Here is a 20,816-nt window from a genome sequence, read left to right on the forward strand (position 1 = left end):
TGGTCATAGGGCGCAGGATACGCAGCCTTCAACCTGCGTCCCTTCTAGCGCCATCTGGCGCAAGCGGATGTAATAAATGGTCTTGATGCCCTTCTTCCAGGCATAGATCTGTGCCTTGTTGATATCGCGCGTGGTGGCGGTATCACGGAAGAACAGCGTCAGCGACAAGCCCTGATCGACGTGCTGGGTAGCCGCAGCATAGGTATCGATGATCTTTTCCGGTCCGATCTCGTATGCGTCCTGATAATATTCCAGATTATCATTCGTCATGAAAGCAGCCGGGTAGTAAACGCGGCCAATCTTGCCTTCCTTACGAATTTCGATCTTGGAAACGATCGGATGGATCGAAGAGGTCGAATGATTGATGTAGGAGATCGAGCCTGTCGGCGGTACGGCTTGCAGGTTCTGGTTATAAAGTCCGCCTTCCATGACGGCCTTCTTCAGTTCCTGCCAATCTTCCTGCGTCGGGATGGCAATACCTGCATCTTCAAAGAGTTGGCGCACCTTGTCGGTCGCAGGCTCCCAGACCTGATCGGTATATTTGTCGAAATATTCGCCAGAGGCGTATTTTGACTTCTCAAAGCCCTTGAACGAGCTGCCCTGTTCGATGGCAAGGCGGTTAGAAGCTCGGATAGCGTGATAAGCCACCGTATAAAAGTAGATATTGGTGAAATCGACGCCTTCATCCGAACCGTAATAAATACGCTCCCGAGCGAGATAGCCGTGCAGGTTCATCTGACCAAGGCCAATGGCATGGCTCTCGTCATTGCCGCGTGCAATAGATGGAACTGATCCGATGTGGCTCATGTCGGCAACAGCCGTCAGCGCGCGGATCGATGTTTCAATCGTCTTGCCAAAATCGGGGCTATCCATGGCTGCTGCGATATTGAGCGAGCCGAGATTGCAGGAAATATCCTTACCCAGATATTCATAAGACAGATCATCATTAAAGACGCTGGCTTCACTGACCTGAAGAATTTCCGAGCAAAGATTGCTCATGGTGATACGGCCATCGATCGGGTTGGCGCGGTTCACCGTGTCTTCGAACATGATGTAAGGATAGCCGGACTCGAACTGAATTTCCGCCAGAACTTGGAAGAAGTCACGTGCATTGATCTTCTTCTTGCGAATACGGCCATCATTGACCATTTCGCGATATTTTTCGGTGACGGAGATTTCCGTCATCGGCACGCCATAGACGCGTTCAACGTCATACGGCGAGAAGAGATACATATCCTCATCGTTCTTGGCGAGTTCAAAGGTGATATCCGGGATTACCACGCCAAGCGACAGCGTCTTGATGCGGATTTTCTCATCCGCATTTTCGCGCTTGGTGTCGAGGAAGCGCATGATGTCGGGGTGATGCGCGTTCAGATAAACGGCGCCTGCACCCTGACGTGCACCAAGCTGGTTTGCATAAGAGAAACTGTCTTCCAGCAGCTTCATTACAGGGATGATGCCCGACGACTGGTTCTGGATCTGCTTGATTGGTGCACCGGCTTCACGGATATTGGTAAGGCTCAGCGCCACGCCGCCGCCGCGCTTTGAAAGCTGCAAGGCGGAGTTGATCGAGCGGCCAATCGATTCCATGTTATCTTCAACACGCAGAAGGAAGCACGAGACGAGTTCGCCACGCTGCTTTTTACCTGCATTGAGAAAGGTCGGCGTCGCTGGCTGATAACGGCCCGCAATGATTTCATCGACCATTTCACGCGCATGTTGTTCATTGCCGCGCGCAAGCGCAAGCGCAACCATGCAGACACGGTCTTCATAGCGCTCAAGATAGCGCTGACCATCAAAGGTCTTCAGCGTGTAGCTGGTGTAATATTTGAACGCGCCAAGGAAAGTCGGAAAGCGGAACTTCTTGTCATAGGCATGATCGAAGAGATCGCGCACGAAATTGAAGGAATACTGGTCCAGCACTTCGCGCTCGTAATAGCCTTCGGTGACCAGATAATCGAGTTTTTCACGCAGATTGTGAAAGAACACCGTGTTCTGGTTGACGTGCTGAAGGAAATACTGCTGCGCGGCCTGACGGTCGCGTTCAAGCTGGATTTTGCCTTCATCGTCATAAAGGTTCAGCATCGCATTGAGCGCGTGATAATCGAGCCCGGTTTCAGGCAGCTTTGCTGCCTTGCTTGCTGCCGACGCCGATGGCTCCTGCTTTTCCGATGAGGCGACCGTCTCGCGCTCACGGGTCAAGGTTGTGTCTGCCGTGTCCAAAATCGTTCCATCCCGTCTCTAACATTGCCAAGGTCTTCGTCAGTTCCCAAAAGCTCGAAACGATAGAGGTAGGGAACCTGACACTTGGTAGAAATGATCTTACCGGCGAGGCCGAAGGCTTCACCGAAATTGCTGTTTCCTGCGGCGATGACACCGCGAATGAGGGATCGGTTATCGGCATCATTGAGAAACCGAATGACCGGCTTGGGAACAGCGCCTTTCGCACCGCCGCCGCCATAGGTGGGGGTTACGAGCACAAACGGCTCATTCACCCGTAACAAGCCAGCATCGTCTTCATAGCTTTCCAGCGGAATGCGTTTTGAGCGCATTCCCAGACGCATCACAAAACGATGCGTGTTCTCTGAACGACTGGAAAAATATACGATCTGGCCCATTGCGAAATCCCGACAGCGATTGGGCTTTATGCGAGCGAGCTGATCATATCCGGACGGAAACCAGCCCAATGGGTTTCACCCACAACAACAACCGGCACCTGACGGTAGCCGAGACCCTGAACGAGATCGTACGCATCGGCATTGGCGGAAATGTCGATGACATCATATTCAATGCCCTGACGGTCGAGTGCGCGAGTGGTGGCGGTGCACTGGACGCAGGCGGGCTTGCTATAGACGGTGACGTTCATTTTTTCCTCACTGGGGATCGGTTGTATCGGTTGCGACTTACTGGGATGAAGACGCAAAATAACGCTCACGCATTATCGAATGCGTGCAGAAAGACTCGGAAACTGGAGAAATGCGGCTCGCCCGAGTGGCAAACCAAAAGTACTAGCCCGTAAAGGGCGGACCGGAACTGTTTGGTCTCAAATTACTCGACATGCTTGTCACCCCGAAGCTTTGGAGGGGATATTCGGGGGCAGCAACAGACATGGCAAAACGCTGCCACATTCTATTACGCACCAACCGGACACCCCGCCCGTGGACGTTCACGTTCAAGGCAGGTCTCCTGGCTCACGACTCACCGCTTTGGTCCGCCTTCCCGGTTTTAACCAGTGGCATATGGACGTAAAGCTCATCGCTTACAGTTGCGGGGGCAGCTACGGCATAACCACATCCATCATGAATGCAACGCACCGTATTCCCATCTTCGCTTTTTGATTCTCACGAATCGCAAGAACCTTGAACACAAGATATAGTATCCGAAGTTAAAAAGTCGTCAATGGATAGACGGTTCAAAAAAATTAAATATGGGCTTTAATGAGGGGCACCTGTGAATAGCAGGGATATCTATCAGGCTTCACTCACTCGGTTTGATAGGCTTGGGCCGGAACTCGGGTTTTATAGCCTTCAACGCCATCCGATCCACAAGATGTGGTGCAATCAGCTTCAGCCACCGACCAAATCGCATCTGCCGCGTCATCAACACCTCGCGTTTGCGGCGACTGATTCCCTCGAGCATCAACTCGACCGCCTGCTGGACGGACATCATATTGTCTTCGCGAACACCGCTCACACCCAGAGCAGAGCCACTTGCCCCATAACCAACCTTGCGGATGTCGGTTTTCACCACACCGGGATAAATTATTGTCACCGATATGCCGCTCGGTTCCAATTCCGATCGCAGCGCCTCACAAAACCCGGAAAGTGCAAACTTGGTGCCGCTATAGGCTGAGCGTCCAGGGACCCCAATCAGCCCCGCAACTGAGGAGACAGCAACGATGCGTCCTTTGGTTTTAGCTAGATATGGCAGTGCTGCATGGATAGGCCAGATGCTGCCCCAGTAATTGAGCTCCATCAGATCATGCATCCACTGCAAGTCTTCCGGTTTGATCTCGGCAAAATTGGCGTGAGCTGACATGCCCGCATTGACGATCAGCGTATCAATTTGCCCGAAAACGGCAGCGGTCTTTTCTATCAGAGCAATGCAGTCCTTGCGATCAGTCACGTCAGTCGGCACCACCAGAACCCTGCAGCCCGACTGATCAAGTTCCCCAGCAAGCGCTTGCAACTTATCGACATTACGCGCCGCCAGAACCAGTGCCGCCTTGCTGCCATCGCGTATAGCGGTCTGACGCGCAGCCTCAGCTCCAATCCCGTCAGATGCTCCTGTTATGATTGTTACTTCCATGACAAGCCCCAGCTCGATTGAATGAAAATACGACGCCAAGTTACAGTTGCCGTCTTGTAACGTCCAGCGTTCCGAGAAGAGCCTGTTGCAAGCAGTTATGTGTTCACGTGAGCGTTATTACCCTCATTGGTCGAAGGGATAAATTGACAGTCAGGCGTCCTTTCCTGTATCGATCTAAATAATCCTGAACATTGTTCAATATATCGAACAATTAAGAAGAGGTCCTCCCAAGCATCTCTTCAAACGACCGGTGCATCGGCTGCGCCGGGAAACTGTCGGACTGGCTTTCCCTTGTGCGAAAGCCAGTCCGCTCATCAACCCAGCGCCAGTGTGCCGGCGAGGAATGAGAGACCTCAGCTCTGGGGAATTTGGATAAGGGTGGAAATATGACTGAAGGGATCAAGCCATTTTCGTTCGACACGGTCGGCTCGATGCTCGTTGAGTGGGGGGCTGCAAAGCGTCTCGGCGAAATTCTGAGCGAACGGTTTTCTGAACGCAAAATCCTGATTGTTACCGACAAGGGACTGCACAAGGCTGGCGTGCTGAACGAAGCACTCGCATCGCTGGAAAATGCGGGCTTTGGCATCAGCATCTTTGATGACGTTGTGGCAGATCCGCCGGAATCGGTTCTGTTTGCCTGTGTCGACCAGGCCAAAGCCGCTGGGTGCGATATTGTTTTGGGTTTGGGTGGTGGTTCTTCGATGGACATTGCCAAGCTCGCTGCAGTGCTTGTTGTATCCGAGCAGGAATTGTCCGAGCTTTATGGTATTGGCAAAGTTCAGGGCAGCCGCTTGCCGCTGATTCAGATCCCAACCACGGCAGGCACCGGCTCGGAAGTGACCAACATCACGATCCTGACTACCGGCGAAACCACCAAGATGGGTGTCGTCTCGCGTCAGCTTTATGCAGATTTTGTCATTCTGGATGCAGAACTGACTTGCGGCCTGCCCGCCCTTCACACGGCGGCAACCGGCATCGATGCCATGGTTCACGCCATTGAAGCCTATACCAGCCGTATCAAGAAAAACCCGCTGTCTGATGCCTTTGCGCGTGAAGCGCTGAAGTTGCTGTCCGCCAATCTGGTTGCAGCTTGCGAAAATGGCAAAGATCGTCCTGCCCGCGAAGCCATGCTGCTTGGTGCAAACTATGCCGGTCAGGCTTTCTCCAACTCGCCGGTTGGTGCGGTTCATGCACTGGCTTACCCGCTGGGTGGCCATTACCACGTGCCGCACGGCCTCTCCAATGCGCTGATGCTCGGCCCCGTCCTTCGCTTCAACATGGCAGGCGCTGCAAATCTCTATGCAGAACTGGCAGACCTGTTGCTCGGCAAGTCGGAAGGCACGACAGAAGAGCGTTCGGCTGCTTTCGTGGATTACATGGAAGACCTGATGAACCGCTCTGGTGCACCGCGTCGTCTGCGCGATGTTGATGTGACAGAAGAAAGCCTCGAAATGTTAGCGCGCGATGCGATGCTTCAGACACGTCTGCTGGGTAACAATCCAGTCGATGTTACCGAAGCGGATGCCCTGGCACTTTATCGCGAAGCATTCTGAGCCAACAATCATTTTCAAGAGCACATCCAGGAAGAGCAGGCTTGATTAGCCGCTCTTCCAAAGCTCTGTTTCGTCCTTTCGGAGTAAAATCGTGAGCACTGAACGCATCGACGGTCAGGAGCAGCCATATTGGCCTGCCGGACCGTTCAAAATCCGTCTGCCCTTCGTTCATTATAAATTCGAGTGGCCTGATTATTGTCAGGGCCTTCTGATGTGTGCTGTCGATCTTTCAGCCATCCCGCTGATGGCTGAACTGCTGGGCATGCCTTTTGAAGTTGCCCTTGCCGTGGTGGTTCTTAACGGCATTTTCTACCTCACACATCACCTGCTTGGTGATCCGGTTGTTCCGGGCTGGATTACGCCTGCCGTTCCGCTGATCATGGCTTATTGCGCCACCTTCCCTGAAGGACCGGAGCGTGTGCATGCCCTTGTCTCCTTCCAGATGACCTTGGGGCTGCTATCGATATTGATCGGCGCGACGGGCATAGCCAATCGCGTCATCACGGCAATTCCACAGGCCATCAAATCCGGCATTATCATCGGTGCCGGCTTTGCTGCTGTCATTTCCGTGTTCAAGGTCGGCGGCAATTTCGACATCTTCCCGTTCACGATCGCGATTTCCATCGGCCTTTGCTTCTATCTGATGTTCTCTCCGCAGTTCGCTCGCCTTTCGCGCAATGGCGGCATTTTCGGCCTGATCGGGAAACTGGGCGTTTTGCCATGCATTCTGCTCGCTGTCGTCGTCGCCCCCCTGTTTGGTGAAGCCAAATGGCCCGAATTCCAGTGGACGATTTCGTCTCCTGATTTCAGCACGCTCTGGCGTGAATACACGATCTTCGGACTTGGCCTGCCGCCGCTTTCGATGTTCCTAACGGCCCTGCCAACAGTTCTCGCGACTTACATCGTTCTCTTCGGCGACGTGCTGAAAACCAAGTCGATTTTAGGTGAAGCGCAGCTTCAGCGTCCTGATGAAAAGATCGATTACAATGCCGACCGCGCACATCTTGTTTTCGGTATGCGCAACACCGGCATGTCGGTGCTTGGTCCCGATGTCACCATGTGTGGCCCGGTCTGGGCAGCCATGCAGGTCGTTATCTGCGAGCGCTTCTCCAAGGGCAAAAAATCCATGCATTCCATCTTCGGTGGTGCAGGGTCTTTCCGCTGGGGCACCAATACCGGTCTGTTCCTGATGCCAATTGTTACATTGGTGCAGCCAATTCTCGGTGTTGCGCTGACCCTGACTTTGCTCATCCAAGGCTACGTCTCGGTGCGCATCGGCGTGATGGAAGCTCGCTCGCAACGCGATCTCGGTATCGCAGGCGTTACAGGTGCCGTTCTTGCAACGCGCGGTGCAGGCTGGGCCTTTGCCACCGGCGTTGTTCTCTGCCTGCTCATTTATGGCCGAGACTTCTTCAAGGGCGAAACCGATCGCACCTTCGTCAAGGACCAGCAATCGCAGTAATTCTGTCGAAGGCCTCCCCCAAATTTACCGGGAGGCCTTTGCTCGCAATAATTTAAACCGAGGCAGATTTGCCTCTACCTGAATATTACTATAGATTTCAGCCGCAGTCCGACAATCGCATTTCTCCTCCCCACGTCAATTGTCGCGTGCTGCGCGTCAATTCGGAGTAAAAATTGCGTAGTGAACAATCTATTCTTCAAATATCCATAGCGGTTACTATTTTTGTTGCAGGCTTTGGCGTTGTATTTGGCCTTTTGTCTGGTTCATTTTCTATTGTCTTTGACGGTGTTTACATGCTGGCTGACGCTGCAATGAGCGGGCTTGCACTTGTTGTTGCTCGGCTTATTGCATTATCAGCTTTGGCGGAACCGCCGCGCGGAAAGCTCCGTGATCGTTTCACCATGGGCTTCTGGCATCTTGAACCGATGGTGTTAGGCCTCAACGGTATTATGCTGACCGGTGTTGCAATCTATGCGCTCATCAATGCCATCGGCAGTCTGATGGATGGCGGGCGTGATCTCGAATTCAGCTATGCGATCTTTTATGCGGTCGTCGCTCTTATCGCGTGTCTCGGCATGGCCTGGCTCGAAACGCGTGCCAACCGCAAGCTCAGATCCGATTTTATCGCGCTTGATGCCAAGGCGTGGATCATGTCTGGCGGTATTACAGCAGCACTCCTCATCGCTTTTTCGGTGGGCTATGTGATTCAGGGAACCGAGCTTGATTGGTTAACGCCCTATATCGATCCTGCAGTGCTTGCGCTGGTCTGTATCGTCATCATTCCCATGCCGCTCGGGACCATCAAACAGGCACTTTCCGATATGTTGCTGGTGACGCCCATCGATCTCAAACAACATGTGGATCAAGTCGCAAAACAAGTCGTGGAGCGTTATGGTTTCAAATCCTATCGCGCTTATGTCGCCAAGGTCGGACGCGGCAAACAGATTGAGCTTTATTTTATCGTGCCAACAGATCAGCCTGCCAAAAAACTCGAAGAATGGGACGCCTTGCGCGATGAGATCGGCGATGCGCTTGGTGGCGAAGGTCCCAACCGCTGGCTGACTATTGCCTTCACAACCGATGTGGAATGGGCCGTTTAGAGGCCCATTCGGTGAACCTTACAGCAGTTCCAGCGAAGAACGAACGTTGCAATGCTGTAGCTCAAATACTCTATTCGGCGCGCGGGCGACGTTTCGTCATCAACATGGGTGTATATTCGAGAACATACAGCCCGAAAGCCAGCATCCATGAGAGTGCTGATGCCGCGAGGAACGTGTGGAAGAAATTCGGCAACATTTCCGCAAAGGGGCGGATCAGAGCTGACAAGATCAGACAGAGATAGGCGATCTGGGTTGTGAGTGAAGCCACCAGTTCACGACCCGTATGGCCACGGGTTGCGCGGGTCATGACTGCCAGCATCATGCAGCCAATGACCCCAACTGTCATGACATGCAGTGCTGAAAATGGATTGAGTTGTTCGAGTGCTGCCAGCGCTATGGCGACAAAACCCGCAGGCACGAAAAGATAGGCAATGTGCAGGATGAACACGAGCCTGTCTTTTGCCACGCTCCATCCGCGCCAACGATAAAGCCGCACGAGATGTAGGACCGCCGCAATGATTGCGATGATGGCCGTCAATGAATGTGCAGGTGCAGCGATCCAACTCACGCATGCGATAGCACCGACAAGAATGGTAAGGCCATCATAGCGATTGAACGGAACAGGAAAGCGCGTTGCACCCATACGATTAAGCCAATTGCGTGTGAAACTCGGTATAATCCGTCCACCGATCAGCATCACCAATAAAACATAGGCACTGACCCCGGCGCGATTGGCAGCGGCAATATCGCCGTTGGTGATCGCCAGATAATGGAAACAAAAGTTGGCGAGCATGACGATGGAGACGCCAATCAGGACCTTGAGGTTCTTCCACTGATGACCAGCAATTATTTCGCGTGAGGCGATAAACAGAAGCAAAGGCAGAAAGAGACTTTCGATGCCGATTGCGACATAGAGATTAATCAGATCAGGAACCAGAAAGGCCAGTCGCCCGGCCAACCATACACCGAACAGCATGACAAGCGGCGTTCCTGAAATGGGCAGACCACCAGTCCAGTTCGGGACGGCGGTTAGAAGAAATCCAGCGAGAATTGCTGATGAAAATCCAAACACCATCTCATGGGCGTGCCAGTTGAGCGCGCCATAAGCGCCACCAACCGACAGGCCGAATGTGAGGGAGAGTATCCAGAGCAGCATGGCCAGAACGGCCCATATGGCACCGCCCAGAAAGAATGGGCGAAATCCATAACTAAAGATTGCCGGGCCAGTCTTTTTAAAACCGCGAGCTATCGCGCCACGGCGCTCGGAGGGCATTGCTGCGGGAGTGGCCCGTAGGCCTGCCTGTGTTGTCATGGCATCCTCATCATGAAACCGCAGCCAAAGCGCAATTTATCTGCGCTCTGGGGGTAAAGCGTTATGCAGCATGGCTACATATTTGAAACCCATCATTTCGCGCTGGCGATTGCCTTTTCCAAGCGCGCCTGAACGGGCTTTGGCTTCTTGGCAGCAACGATCTCTTCGAGATTGGCCGGATTGTCGCCAACAACGATCAGGGCAACCATGCCCATGGCGTAATGCGGCGTGCATTTGACGAAATATGCACCTGGCTCAGTGACGGACAGGACGTAGTTTTCGTTGATTTTGCTTTTGAACTTTTCTGCAGCTGCAGGGATCATATCCTTGATCGACTCGACATTGTGTCCCTTATCGACCGGAATGAAGGTAATCGTGTCGCCGGGATTGGCCTTGATATAGGCTGGCTCAAAAACCATTGCACCTTCAGCGCCCTTATTGAGCATGTGAACTTCAATATTCTCGGCCAAAGCGGGAGCAGCCATCGCAAAGCATAGTCCGAATGCTGCGAACGGGATTGCAAACTTACGCATTTAATCTCATCTCCATAGGCCGGCTTCTGCAGCATCACGATGGTGCCCGAAAAACCGCGCTAACGGAGATTTAGCCCGACTTGCTTTCCAACTCTTTGATTGGGATCAAACATATTCAATATAGTTGATTATGACAGTCAGATATCGCGAGAGGCCGGACAAGCGCGCAACCTCCATTCACGAAATCCAGCTAAGTTGTACTCCTTCGTGAAATGCTGCTTCGGCAAATTCGTCAGATTGCACGCCAAAATGAGCGTGGCCCGTCCGCCACACCAAGCGCAAAACCCGGATTTCACACAAATTCGTCGTTCTCATTAGCGCAATAATTTCAGCTTCTTGCAATGTATTTCAAAACACGCCCGCAAATGTGATCGCCATTTGTGTTGACTATTAACACTTCGTTAACCACAGTTTGTTGCAATCTGTTACAAAGCGTTACAATCGCTACGGCAGGTCCTATCGATACGAGGTGCATATTGGAAACAACACGGCAGATAAATCAGCAGTCCTTACAGCCAAGGAACAGCTCTGCCGTGTCTCAGATGACGTCTTTCTGGGGGCTTATGCGCGCCTATTGGGTATCCGAGCGCTGGAAGGAAGCCTGGGGCCTAACGATTGCAATCTTTATCTTCACGGCCTTTATCAGCAAGACCACAGTTTGGGTGGCTGAAGCTTCCGGCCTGCTGATGAATTCGATCGTCAATGTTAAAAGCGCACCAGTTCAAAATCCGCTCATGGCAATCGCCATGAATGCCGGCCTCTTGATCCTGCTGATGCTGGCCAAGGATGTGACGCTGGTTGGATTTCGCCACCTCCTGTCCACGACATTGCATCGCAAGTGGCGCAAATGGCTCAATGACAGCTTTTCCAACGCCCTGCTTGATAGCAATCACACCCATTTTCATCTGCAGCAAGGGAAAGGCGCAAACCTTCCCGACAATGTCGACCAGCGCCTGCAAGAATCCATCAAGGGCATGACGGGCGGGGCCATTGGCCTTGTCATGGGTGTTGTCGGCGTAGTGCTTTCCGCATTTTTCGTGGGCCAGAAGCTGCTCGAAATCTCGACCGAAGTCACCGGACTGGAATTCCTTGGCTCCTATGGCGGTGCCATTCTCGCCTTCGCGGCAATCATTATTTATGTGCCGATTGGTACACTGATCGCGATCAAGATCGGCCGCCAGCTCGAACGCCTCAACCTCGGCATGCAGAAAGCTGAAGGCTCCTATCGTGGCGAGTGGACGACACTTCTGCGTCGCAGCTTCCAGATTTCAGCGTCAGAAGGCGAAGCCGTGCAGCGTTCCGTCAACAAGCGTCTTTACAAGGATGTTGATGGCACCTGGAACAAGCTCAACCGTTTCGATGCTGCGTATCTGGCCTTCTCGCAGGCCTATGGCTTCATGTCGAACCGCATCATCGCCTATATTCCGGGTCTCGTCCCCTATATGAGCGGTGCAGTCAGTTTCCGCAATTATGTTACAGGCGCCGAACTTGTGGCAGCCATGATCAATGACTGCTCGTGGTTTATTCAGGTCATGCCAGCGATTGCCAATCTGCGGGCCAACGCCGGTCGTGTTACGGGCCTGGCGCAAGCTATCGACAATGTTCAGGAACCGAGCGAGTTTTATGCAAGCTCTGGCGTCAACCGCTTCACCTTCTCCAAGCAGCATCCTCGTTTTGGTCTTTCTGTTCGTAACCTCACGCTGATGCAGGGGCCTGAAAGTGAAGCGCCTTTCCTGCGTTCCGGTGTGATCAATATCCGTAGTGGCGACTGGGTCTATATGCGTGGTGAATCGGGTTCTGGTAAAACCTCTTTCATCAAAGCGCTCAACGGGCTTTGGGCTTATGGCACAGGCGATATCATCTATCCGCAGAAGGCCAAGTCGGTTTATGCGCCGCAGGAAGCCAAGTTCCCGTCCGTGTCGCTCAAGCAGCTTGTCTGCCTCCCGGATGACGCGAGCGACTTCAACGATCTGTCTATCGCTGCGGTTCTTCATGAAGCAGGGCTTGGTGAATTTATCGAGCGTATGAACAATCCAGATGCCGACGGCTCTCCATGGGACATGGTGCTCTCTGGCGGACAGAAGCAGAAGCTAGTGCTGGCGCGTATCTTGCTCCACAAGCCTGCGATCATCTTCCTTGATGAAGCCACAGGCGCGCTCGACCCTGCATCCAAGCTGCGTTTCCACACAGCACTCAAGACACGTTGCCCTGACGCGATTGTTATCAGCATCATGCATGAAGAAAAGCTGCCGACACTGGAAAATGGCGAAAGCGTCTATTCGCATGTTCTTGAAATCCGCAATGGCTATGTCTCGCTACGTCCAACCCATTTCACGATCGACAAGGGCGTTGCCATGGTGGCCGCAGAATAGCGGCCATCGGAAGATTTGAGAAAACAAAGCTAAAAGCGACCTGCCTTTGAGAAGCGAATTTCTTGTTCAGCTAAATCAGCCGGGTCATTATGGTGGGATGGATTACACAAGCTATGTTTATATCGCGATAGCCTTGCTTCCCTTCATTGTCTGGGGATCGATCATTGTTGCCCTGTCCAATGAAAGCCAAGCGAGACAACAAAGCCGGTCCGGGGCCTATAAAGGCCCCGAACAAGAACCTGCGACGGAAATCTCCATCATCCCCTATGGGCTGATATTTCCGCTTCATTACAGCTACCCATTAGACAGGCGCAACTTCGGCTAGCGCATCAGCACTAAAATCGTTTCGCACTTTTCGGGATACAGTCTAATGCTCTATTATCGGAATAGGGCACCCGCAACGCCCGTGTCAAAAGGCGCATCCGATCCATGCTCGGCTTCAAGTCAGAGGCCGCTGCCGGCATTAAACTTGCCGTCATCCTCAAGCTATTTCACATGATGCGTAAGCAGCAAGCAGGGCATCTTTGCAGAAACGATAGCGCTCTCGCTCAAGCAGCAACTCACTGCATAACGGAACTCACCGCATAGTAGCGTCTAGCAGTAAGCCAGGTTTCGCCTTAAGCGACTTCTTGGACACACCCGACTTAATCAGTCGGTTAATTTCTCAATGAATAATTGGAATAACTCGGCTTGGCTCGAGATATTCAGTCTTTTGTATATGTTATATCTGTGCATTTTTACAGTTCCTTCGGTAATCCCGAGAATGCTAGCAATGGAAATATTGCTATGACCACTCAAAATAAGTTTGGTTACAGCGTATTGCGCTTGGGTCAGATCACCAAAAGCCTTAAGAAACACAGCATCAGCATTAGACCGGAGATGTTTTCCGCCACCGCGATCCGCATTGATCGCTTTATAATGTTGCTGAATAAATGCCGATACAATCGGCGCCAATGCTTCAAGTTTCTGAAATTCCTCTGTGGTGAAAGGCGAACTGTTTCTGTTTCGCATCAGAGAGAATGTTGCGGCTTCTTCCAATCCAAGTGGAATAATATAGCCAATTTCTTCTATCAGCGTTCCGGCCTGGTCAGAAATACAAGGATGTACCTCACTCGACCAAGCAAATTCGGATTCGTAAAAGGCGTCCGGAGCAAGATCGCGCATTCGCCACAGGCCTTCAGCGTGTCCGTTGACACAGGCAGAGTAAAACGGGTCCAGAAGACACGCACCCCGAAGATAAGACTGGAGCGCTTTGCGATCTATCGTTTCACTATATCCATCATGAATGAGAGCAGGCGGACGATCTCTGCTGAATGCAAAGATGCATGACATATCGAAGTCTGCAGCAGTTGCAGCGAAGCGGGCAAGTGAGGCCCCAAAATTTGAAGTGGCGCAGGTGAGAATAGCCTCAGCCAGTGAGCTCGCCTCTGTTGATTGTATCAAGGCCGTCGTCCAGTTCCTATGACTTTTGGCATATGGCCATTTTTTTTGAAGTCTTTCACGTTCAACATAACCGGACAAGGGAACACCGGATCAGACGTAAAGCTGACATAAAATATGCCGCGAGGGCAAGCCTCGTTACTGGAGAATTGACATGATCGGACGCCTTAAAGGCAAGGTCGCCCTCATCACGGGCGGCGCGGGAGGCTGTGGCCTTGCCGCATCAGAACTCTTTGCAGCAGAAGGAGCAAAGGTCGGTATCGTCGATCTTCCGGGCACCGATGGCCGTGCTGTTGCGGAACGCCTGCGTGAAGCAGGGCATGAGGTTATTTTTGCTCCTGCTGATGTTTCTGACAGTAAAGAGGTCAATTCTGCGGTGAAAGCCGTCGAAGCCGCATTCGGTCCCATCACGGTGCTGATGAACCATGCGGGCATTCTGGCTGCGGTCCCCTTTCTGGAGACTTCTGAGGAAGAATGGGATCGCGTGATGGCGGTGAATGTGAAGAGCATGTTCATCGTCACGAAAGCTGTTCTGCCCGGCATGTTGTCAGCGGGTGGTGGCAGCATCATCTGCACTTCGTCCATCTCTGCCGTTATCGGAACGCCAATGGAGGTGCTCTACTGCACTAGCAAAGGTGCTTGCCATATGTTTGCCCGCGCGATTGCTGTTGAATTCCGTGACAGAGGCATTCGTTCCAATGCGATATGCCCCGGTTTCATCGCCACCGCCCACGGATTGCGTGAGATTGAGACACTCGGAAAATATGGTGTCGATGTTAGTGAAAGCGCTATCGCTGCAGCACAGGGACGTTTGTGCAAACCGTCAGAAGTAGCCTCGGCAGCACTTTTTCTCGCCAGTGATGATGCAAGTTTCGTGAATGGAACGCATCTTTTTGCAGATAACGGTTACACAGCAATCTAGTGCGTCGGTCTCAAAAAATTATGTGGAGTGAATCAGTCGGCATGTTCTTTCAGCGTCAGAAAGAACACAGGACGCTTCAATAAATAAAAAGGGGAAACGTGGAATGAATACATCTTCACACAATATGCACGTCAATGATTTCGGTATGGAACATGCGCATTGGCGCAACTGGGTCGGCAACCAGTCTTGCGTCCGCGCAGCGAGGGGAGCACCGACGAGCGAGGACGAGCTTTGCGCCATGGTTCGTGATGCAACAGCAAAAGGCCTCAACTTGCGTGTGGCAGGATCGGGTCACTCTTTTACGCCTGTTGCGCTGACAAGCGGTCTGCACCTGACACTTTCAAACATGAAGGGCGTGCGCCATATCGATCATGACATGCGGCGCGTCACTGCGGCGGCTGGTACCACAATCAACGAGTTGGTTGGTGTTCTCAAAGCCGAAGGCTTGTCGATGGTCAACCAAGGCGATATCGACAGTCAGGCGCTTGCCGGTGCGCTGACCACAGGAACGCACGGAACCGGGCTGACTTTAGGAAACCTTGCCTCGTCCATCGTTGGCATGAAGCTTATCCAGCCGAATGGTGACATCATCGTCGTGGACGAAACAACGCCAGATCTTCTCCATGCTGGTCGGGTTTCGCTCGGGGTTCTGGGTGTAATCTCCGAAATGACGCTTCAGGTGACCGATAAATACAATCTTTATGAACGTATCTGGCGCGAAGATTTTGAAAGCGCCATGGATATGCACGACGAATTAGCGAAAAAGCATCGCCATTTCAGTTTCTTTTGGTGTCCTTACGAGGAAAGTCGCCACTGCTATTGCCTGCCCGATACTGCTGCTACGTCTGCGTCGGGCCGCACCACGGATGTCTGCGAAATGAAAATCATGGACATTACGGATCGCGCGCCCTTCACGGGCGAGTTTGAAAAGGTTGCTTATAGCTCTGACGTTTATCCGATCGAGTACATCCCGAATTTCCATGAGTTGGAATATGCGGTGCCGATCGCGCACGGAAAAGATGCCGTCCGTGCTGTTCGCAAGCTGATGCTCGAAGAGTTTCCTGATGCGATTTATCCTATCGAATATCGTTTCACCGCAGGGGATGGTGCCTGGATGAGCCCCTTCTTCGAACAGGACAGCGTCACGGTGTCAGTTTCGGGCGAGCCGGGTAAAGACTACTGGGACTATCTGCGTGCTGTAGACGCTATCCTGCGTTCTTATGGATCGCGTCCGCATTGGGGCAAGCTACACTTCCTCACTGGCGAAGATGTAACCTCAATCTATCCCCGCGCCAATGATTTCCGCCAACTTCGCCGCAAGCTCGACCCGGAGGGCTATTACCTCAACGATCATCTCAGCCAACTATTTCGTTGATTAGTCAGGAAAGGGACAAAGAAACCCTTCCAAAACAGAGGGAACTTAAAAATGGCGCTCATCGGCACCTATGTTATTTATATTATCATGCTGTGTGCAGTGATCGGAGCAGTCGCATCGATCATTGATAGTGAAAGTCCGCTTGGCCGCGAGTTTAATGCCGGCCTTCACTCTATCGGTTACATCTTTATTCCGGTCGCAGGCATTATGGCGGCTATTCCGTATATTTCTGCCTTCATTAGCGCTTACTTGGGGCCGCTGTTCCAGATGGTCAATGCGGATCCTGCGATGGCAGCTACATCGATCATTGCAGTTGATATGGGCGGCTATCAGCTCGCAAAAGCTCTGGCGCAAACGCATGAGGGCTGGATAATTGCATCGATAACCGGCTTCATGGCGGGTGCAACGATTATTTTCACCATTCCCGTCGGTCTTTCGATGCTAGAAAAGGAAGACCACCCTTACATGGCGCTTGGTATCATGTGCGGTATTCTTTCTGTTCCGGTAGGGGTCGCTATCTCCAGCATTGCTTTAGGCGTAATGGAGATCAGTGTCAGACCCGATGTTAATACGGCTGGAGACGCAACTTACCAGCTTGCACTGACAGTCACAGCCATCCTGACAAACCTTGCGCCGCTCGTTGTATTCTGCGGTGCACTTGCGGGATGCTTGAAGCTCTTTCCGGTAGCGATGATACGGATTTTCCTTGTCTTCGGTCGCGTTATGTACGGGTTGATCACTCTTGTACTGGCCACCTCGGTAGTTGAATACTTTACCGGATTCTTTACCTGGGCGTTCGGAGGATGGGGTTTCGCGCCAATCATCGCTGACACAGCGGACCAGTTCAGGGCTTTGGAGGTTGCAGGCTATATCGGCATCATGCTGTGTGGCGCTTTCCCGATGGTATATCTCATGAATCACTTCCTGCAACGGCCTATGCGGTGGATGGGCGCGCGGCTTGGATTGTCTTCGGCGGGTACGACTGGGCTTCTCGCAGCATCCGCGAACGTGCTTGCCATGTTTCGCTTAGTCAAGGATATGCCACCGCGCGACAAGGTACTGGTCATATCCTTTGCAGTGTGTGGAGCGTTTATGTTTGGCGATCATTTGGCATTCTCGGCAAACTTTCAGCCGACACTTATACTTCCTTTGCTCCTCGGCAAGATAGGGGGTGGACTGGCAGGCTTCCTGATCGCGACCCGGACAGCAATTCCTGAAACCCGCATAGTAATTCAAGCAACATAATAGGCTCGGGATATCATGCCGCTTCAGTATTGTTGATCTTTGACAAGAAAATGGCTCACTTGGATTGCGATCCGAAGAACGTGCGCAAAACCTATCGCAAGTGAGGTATTGAAGAACTGCCGGCCAATCGGCGCAGCGATGGCTATCATCCGCTGCAAAATCTGGTTGTGCGAAATGTCGATAAGAATGGTCGCTATTCTTTCACCGCCAGAGAGCGCCGCCGGTCGGCGCTGCTGTTACTGGCCGAGGCTGGTGCGTATCGCACCCGAATTGCTGCAAGGGTGGCGTCGCCTTAGCGGAAAAAGGGGTGCGATTGCAGGCTTGGCTGGTGTAGCGGTTCTGCCTAAGGTCGAGCACAAAAGAAACTGACAACGTGAGAATGCGCTTGAACAAAATATTGCTGGAAGTCTGTGTCGATGATGCAGAAGGCTTGGCCGCTGCCATCGAAGGCGGCGCTGATCGTATCGAGCTCTGCTCGGCACTTGCCATTGGCGGACTGACACCGTCCATTGGTCTCATGCAGCTCTCCGCAAAAGCCCCCATCCCGGTCATGGCGATGATACGCCCGCGCGCGGGGAACTTCATCTGGAGCGAAGATGAATTGCAGATCATGGAAGCCGAGATTGCAGCAACACGGGCCCTTGGCCTCCCCGGTGTGGTGATCGGCGCAAATCTGCCCGATGGCCGGCTCGACCAACCCGCGCTCCAACGACTGGTGAAAGCGGCAGATGGCCTTGAAATAGCACTGCATCGCTCAATCGATCTGACACCTGATGTCGTGGAAGCTGTTGAGATTGCCAAACAACTCGGCGTCAACCGAATTCTGTCCTCTGGCGGCGCTCAGAAGGCCGTGTCCGGCCTGGAAAGATTGGCGACAATGCACAAAGCAGCCGGGGACGAGATCGTCATCATGCCAGGCTCAGGCGTCAATATCGATACGCTACCTACAATCCTTGCGGCCCTACCAGATATCATCGAAATCCACGCGTCTTGTAGCGCGCCGCTACCCGCCGATCAGACACTGTTGCATTTCGGTTTCGCCGCTCCTGGAGCTACTCGAACGGCAGCGAACAAAGTCGCCGAATTGCGCGCCGCACTTGAGCAAAGCTAATATGACTTGTGTTAATATAAACATTAAGCGCATAAATTTTGTGTTGAAGTAAAATTTACTTTCGAATAGGAAAACTAAACGCTGAAGCATGCCGCCTATAATTGGGAACCCGTTTTACATAAGGGCTAAGTTGCAACTGACCGAAGACCTCTATCAGACTGTGCAGGCAGCGGCGGCGGAGCTTACTCCGAAGCTACGCGGCATATGTCAGTTGATCGAAAGCGATCCGGTCGGCTTTATACGCTCCACTGCGCGCGAGTTGTGCAACCAGCTCGGCACGTCAGAGCCGACACTCATCCGTTTCTGTCAGCGCTTTGGTTATACTGGTCTTGCCGATTTTCGTATCGATCTTGCTTTATCACTGGCCCAAAAGCCAGCCCTCACCCCTCTTGGTGTTGAATCCAATCCGGTTGATCGACGCGCCGTTAACTTCGACGCAAAGGATACAATCGGGCGCAAGGCAGTCCACCTCCTAGAAGGTGATACGGCTGTACTCTTCGACAATGGTTCCAGCACTGAGCGTCTTGCAGCGCATCTTGGCAATCTTGCGCCGCTTGTCATCATGACCCGCAGCCTTGATGTGGCGCAGACCGTACTCAGCCACAAGCAGCATCAGGTGATGCTGACCGGCGGCAACATTCGCCGTGAAACCATGTCCGTGACCGGACGACTGGTTGATACGGCTCTTTCCGAAATGCGCTTCGACACCTTCGTCATGGGCGCTGACAGCATTGACCCGGAAACCGGCGTCAGCACATTTCTGGAAGACGAAGCCCATCAGAACCGCGCGATGATTGAAGCTTCTGGCCGCGTCATCGTGCTGGCCGACAAAACGAAATTCAGCAAACCACGGCTGCATCGTATTTGCGCAATGGATCGGATTTCAGCAATCGTGACCGATCTTGAGCCAAACCATGAAATGGCCAACCGCATCCGCGAACGTGGCGTGCGTTTCATCAGTACTCAAGAGGACGGCGTTAATGACTAAGCTGGAAACGAGCCACACCTGGCAGGAAATTCACGCACAGCCCGGCATCTGGCAGGCATGGGCCGAGCCGCTTGCCGCGCAATCGGCTGAAATCCGCGAATGGATCGCCGCAAAGGGCATCAAACGTATCGTGTTCAGTGGTGCTGGTACGTCAGCCTTCATCGGGCAGGTCCTTGCCTCGACAAAGACTGGCGCAATTTCGCTGGCAGCTATTGCGACCACCGATATCGTTTCCAATCCGTCTGAAACGCTGATCAATGACGCAGAACTCCTTGTCGTGCAGTTTGGCCGCAGCGGCAACAGCTCGGAAACCATTGCAACGCTCGATCTGCTGGATGAGCATTTCCCTAAAGTCCATCGTCTCAACATTACCTGCAACGGTGAAAGCGCATTGGCAGTCCGCCCAGCAAAAGGTCCGGGTGAACAGCGCGTGATTGTGTTGCCTGAAGCAACCCACGATCGCGCCTTTGCCATGACTTCGAGCTATACGACAATGCTTCTGTCGGCGCTCGCCTGCATCGACGCTACGGCTGACGTGGCGGCAAAACTTGGCGATCTTTCTGCTGCGGCTGCCAAGGCAATCGCCCAACTTGACTCCACCCCTGCACCGCATTCTGAACGTGCGATTTTTCTTGGTTCCGGCGCATTGACCGGCGTCGCGCGCGAAAGCGCGCTCAAGGTGCTCGAGCTAACCGCAGGTCAGGTCATGACCAATTGGGACAGCACACTCGGCTTTCGTCACGGCCCGAAGGCCTCAGTCGTTGGAGATACCCGCGTCGTGGTCTTCATCCATTCAGATCAACACTCAGAGCGCTATGATCTCGATATCGCCCGCGAAATCGCGCAACAATTTCCGCTCGCAACCGTCACAACCGTTGGCGGTGAAGGCTGTGATCTCGCACTTCAGTTGACTGCTGCCAATCATCAAGGTGACAGCCGCTGGGATGCTGTGCTTTATGTGCTTTTGGCGCAAATCTGGTCTGCCCGCTGGTCTGCGGAACTCGATCTCAATATCGACAATCCATTTATCGATCAAGGCAACCTGACACGCGTCGTTTCCGGGGTTAAGATTTACCCCTTTAAAGCATGAAGCAT

17 protein-coding genes, 1 pseudogene and 1 riboswitch are annotated in these 20,816 nt (G+C 52.8%); of the genes and pseudogenes, 11 read left to right on the forward strand and 7 right to left on the reverse strand.

Annotated elements, in window-relative coordinates; translation table 11 throughout:
- Positions 1-3 precede the first annotated feature (3 nt).
- The 4 genes from nrdE to CES85_RS06140 all read right to left on the reverse strand — a co-directional run bounded on the left by nrdE (position 4) and on the right by CES85_RS06140 (position 4,308).
- The gene (nrdE, locus tag CES85_RS06125; RefSeq protein WP_208636261.1) at positions 4-2,223 is read right to left on the reverse strand and encodes a class 1b ribonucleoside-diphosphate reductase subunit alpha; all 2,220 of its coding nucleotides are present in this window, start codon (positions 2,221-2,223) and stop codon (positions 4-6) included.
- Positions 2,199-2,618, reverse strand: a complete 420-nt coding sequence (nrdI, locus tag CES85_RS06130; RefSeq protein WP_095445070.1) for a class Ib ribonucleoside-diphosphate reductase assembly flavoprotein NrdI — start codon at positions 2,616-2,618, stop codon at positions 2,199-2,201. Before nrdI ends, nrdE begins: the two co-directional genes overlap by 25 nt.
- Positions 2,619-2,644: 26 nt before the next feature.
- Entirely contained in the window at positions 2,645-2,866 is a 222-nt protein-coding gene (gene nrdH, locus CES85_RS06135; protein ID WP_095445071.1) for a glutaredoxin-like protein NrdH, read from the reverse strand.
- Between the two features lie 293 nt (positions 2,867-3,159).
- Positions 3,160-3,377, reverse strand: a riboswitch (cobalamin riboswitch).
- Positions 3,378-3,477: 100 nt separating this feature from the next.
- Entirely contained in the window at positions 3,478-4,308 is an 831-nt protein-coding gene (locus CES85_RS06140; RefSeq protein ID WP_095445731.1) for an SDR family oxidoreductase, read from the reverse strand.
- 386 nt (positions 4,309-4,694) lie between these two features.
- Between CES85_RS06140 and CES85_RS06145 the strand changes: the two genes are divergently transcribed.
- The 3 genes from CES85_RS06145 to CES85_RS06155 all read left to right on the forward strand — a co-directional run bounded on the left by CES85_RS06145 (position 4,695) and on the right by CES85_RS06155 (position 8,423).
- On the forward strand, positions 4,695-5,861 hold the full coding sequence (locus tag CES85_RS06145) for an iron-containing alcohol dehydrogenase (RefSeq protein WP_095445072.1): 1,167 nt from the start codon (positions 4,695-4,697) through the stop codon (positions 5,859-5,861).
- 91 nt (positions 5,862-5,952) lie between these two features.
- Positions 5,953-7,323: a hypothetical protein gene (locus tag CES85_RS06150; RefSeq protein WP_095445073.1), complete on the forward strand. Its 1,371-nt coding sequence runs from the start codon at positions 5,953-5,955 to the stop codon at positions 7,321-7,323.
- 173 nt (positions 7,324-7,496) lie between these two features.
- Positions 7,497-8,423, forward strand: a complete 927-nt coding sequence (locus CES85_RS06155; protein ID WP_095445074.1) for a cation diffusion facilitator family transporter — start codon at positions 7,497-7,499, stop codon at positions 8,421-8,423.
- 70 nt (positions 8,424-8,493) lie between these two features.
- On the opposite strand, the gene CES85_RS06160 is transcribed toward CES85_RS06155, so the two are convergent.
- Both CES85_RS06160 and CES85_RS06165 read right to left on the reverse strand, forming a co-directional pair.
- Positions 8,494-9,735 (reverse strand): NnrS family protein, encoded by a 1,242-nt coding sequence (locus CES85_RS06160; RefSeq protein WP_095445075.1) that lies wholly within the window; start codon positions 9,733-9,735, stop codon positions 8,494-8,496.
- A gap of 92 nt (positions 9,736-9,827) precedes the next feature.
- A complete protein-coding gene (locus CES85_RS06165) occupies positions 9,828-10,268 on the reverse strand; it encodes a pseudoazurin (RefSeq protein WP_095445076.1) in 441 nt (146 codons plus the stop codon).
- A gap of 533 nt (positions 10,269-10,801) precedes the next feature.
- Here CES85_RS06165 and CES85_RS06170 point away from each other — a divergent pair.
- Together CES85_RS06170 and CES85_RS27730 are read left to right on the forward strand one after the other, a co-directional pair.
- Positions 10,802-12,640: an ABC transporter ATP-binding protein/permease gene (locus CES85_RS06170; RefSeq protein ID WP_095445077.1), complete on the forward strand. Its 1,839-nt coding sequence runs from the start codon at positions 10,802-10,804 to the stop codon at positions 12,638-12,640.
- A 405-nt stretch (positions 12,641-13,045) separates the two neighbouring features.
- Positions 13,046-13,211 (forward strand): annotated as a pseudogene (locus CES85_RS27730) (IS6 family transposase); the annotation flags it as partial.
- A gap of 77 nt (positions 13,212-13,288) precedes the next feature.
- Here CES85_RS27730 and CES85_RS06180 read toward each other — a convergent pair.
- Positions 13,289-14,161, reverse strand: coding sequence for a helix-turn-helix domain-containing protein (locus CES85_RS06180; RefSeq protein WP_244923165.1), 873 nt, complete (start codon positions 14,159-14,161; stop codon positions 13,289-13,291).
- Between the two features lie 73 nt (positions 14,162-14,234).
- Between CES85_RS06180 and CES85_RS06185 the strand changes: the two genes are divergently transcribed.
- From CES85_RS06185 to CES85_RS06215, 6 genes are all read left to right on the forward strand, one after another.
- A complete protein-coding gene (locus CES85_RS06185) occupies positions 14,235-15,002 on the forward strand; it encodes an SDR family NAD(P)-dependent oxidoreductase (RefSeq protein ID WP_095445078.1) in 768 nt (255 codons plus the stop codon).
- 103 nt (positions 15,003-15,105) lie between these two features.
- The gene (locus CES85_RS06190) at positions 15,106-16,377 is read left to right on the forward strand and encodes a D-arabinono-1,4-lactone oxidase (RefSeq protein WP_095445079.1); all 1,272 of its coding nucleotides are present in this window, start codon (positions 15,106-15,108) and stop codon (positions 16,375-16,377) included.
- A gap of 51 nt (positions 16,378-16,428) precedes the next feature.
- Entirely contained in the window at positions 16,429-17,622 is a 1,194-nt protein-coding gene (gene eutH / locus CES85_RS06195) for an ethanolamine utilization protein EutH (protein WP_095445080.1), read from the forward strand.
- Positions 17,623-18,007: 385 nt separating this feature from the next.
- Positions 18,008-18,733 carry a copper homeostasis protein CutC gene (locus CES85_RS06205; protein WP_208636262.1) on the forward strand — a complete coding sequence of 242 codons (726 nt, stop codon included), beginning with the start codon at positions 18,008-18,010 and terminating at the stop codon, positions 18,731-18,733.
- 130 nt (positions 18,734-18,863) lie between these two features.
- A complete protein-coding gene (locus CES85_RS06210) occupies positions 18,864-19,721 on the forward strand; it encodes a DeoR/GlpR family DNA-binding transcription regulator (RefSeq protein WP_095445081.1) in 858 nt (285 codons plus the stop codon).
- Positions 19,714-20,811, forward strand: coding sequence for an SIS domain-containing protein (locus CES85_RS06215; RefSeq protein WP_095445082.1), 1,098 nt, complete (start codon positions 19,714-19,716; stop codon positions 20,809-20,811). The genes CES85_RS06210 and CES85_RS06215 overlap by 8 nt, the downstream gene beginning before the upstream one ends.
- Positions 20,812-20,816: the final 5 nt, after the last annotated feature.

It is taken from the genome of Ochrobactrum quorumnocens, assembly GCF_002278035.1.
In the GTDB taxonomy this organism is placed as follows: domain Bacteria; phylum Pseudomonadota; class Alphaproteobacteria; order Rhizobiales; family Rhizobiaceae; genus Brucella; species Brucella quorumnocens.

Coding starts and splice junctions, on each gene's coding strand:
- nrdI (WP_095445070.1), bottom strand. CDS start 2,618: ATGGGCCAGATCGTATATTTTTCCAGTCGTTCAGAGAACACGCATCGT.
- nrdH (WP_095445071.1), bottom strand. CDS start 2,866: ATGAACGTCACCGTCTATAGCAAGCCCGCCTGCGTCCAGTGCACCGCC.
- CES85_RS06140 (WP_095445731.1), bottom strand. CDS start 4,308: ATGGAAGTAACAATCATAACAGGAGCATCTGACGGGATTGGAGCTGAG.
- CES85_RS06145 (WP_095445072.1), top strand. CDS start 4,695: ATGACTGAAGGGATCAAGCCATTTTCGTTCGACACGGTCGGCTCGATG.
- CES85_RS06160 (WP_095445075.1), bottom strand. CDS start 9,735: ATGACAACACAGGCAGGCCTACGGGCCACTCCCGCAGCAATGCCCTCC.
- CES85_RS06165 (WP_095445076.1), bottom strand. CDS start 10,268: ATGCGTAAGTTTGCAATCCCGTTCGCAGCATTCGGACTATGCTTTGCG.
- CES85_RS06185 (WP_095445078.1), top strand. CDS start 14,235: ATGATCGGACGCCTTAAAGGCAAGGTCGCCCTCATCACGGGCGGCGCG.
- CES85_RS06190 (WP_095445079.1), top strand. CDS start 15,106: ATGAATACATCTTCACACAATATGCACGTCAATGATTTCGGTATGGAA.
- eutH (WP_095445080.1), top strand. CDS start 16,429: ATGGCGCTCATCGGCACCTATGTTATTTATATTATCATGCTGTGTGCA.
- CES85_RS06215 (WP_095445082.1), top strand. CDS start 19,714: ATGACTAAGCTGGAAACGAGCCACACCTGGCAGGAAATTCACGCACAG.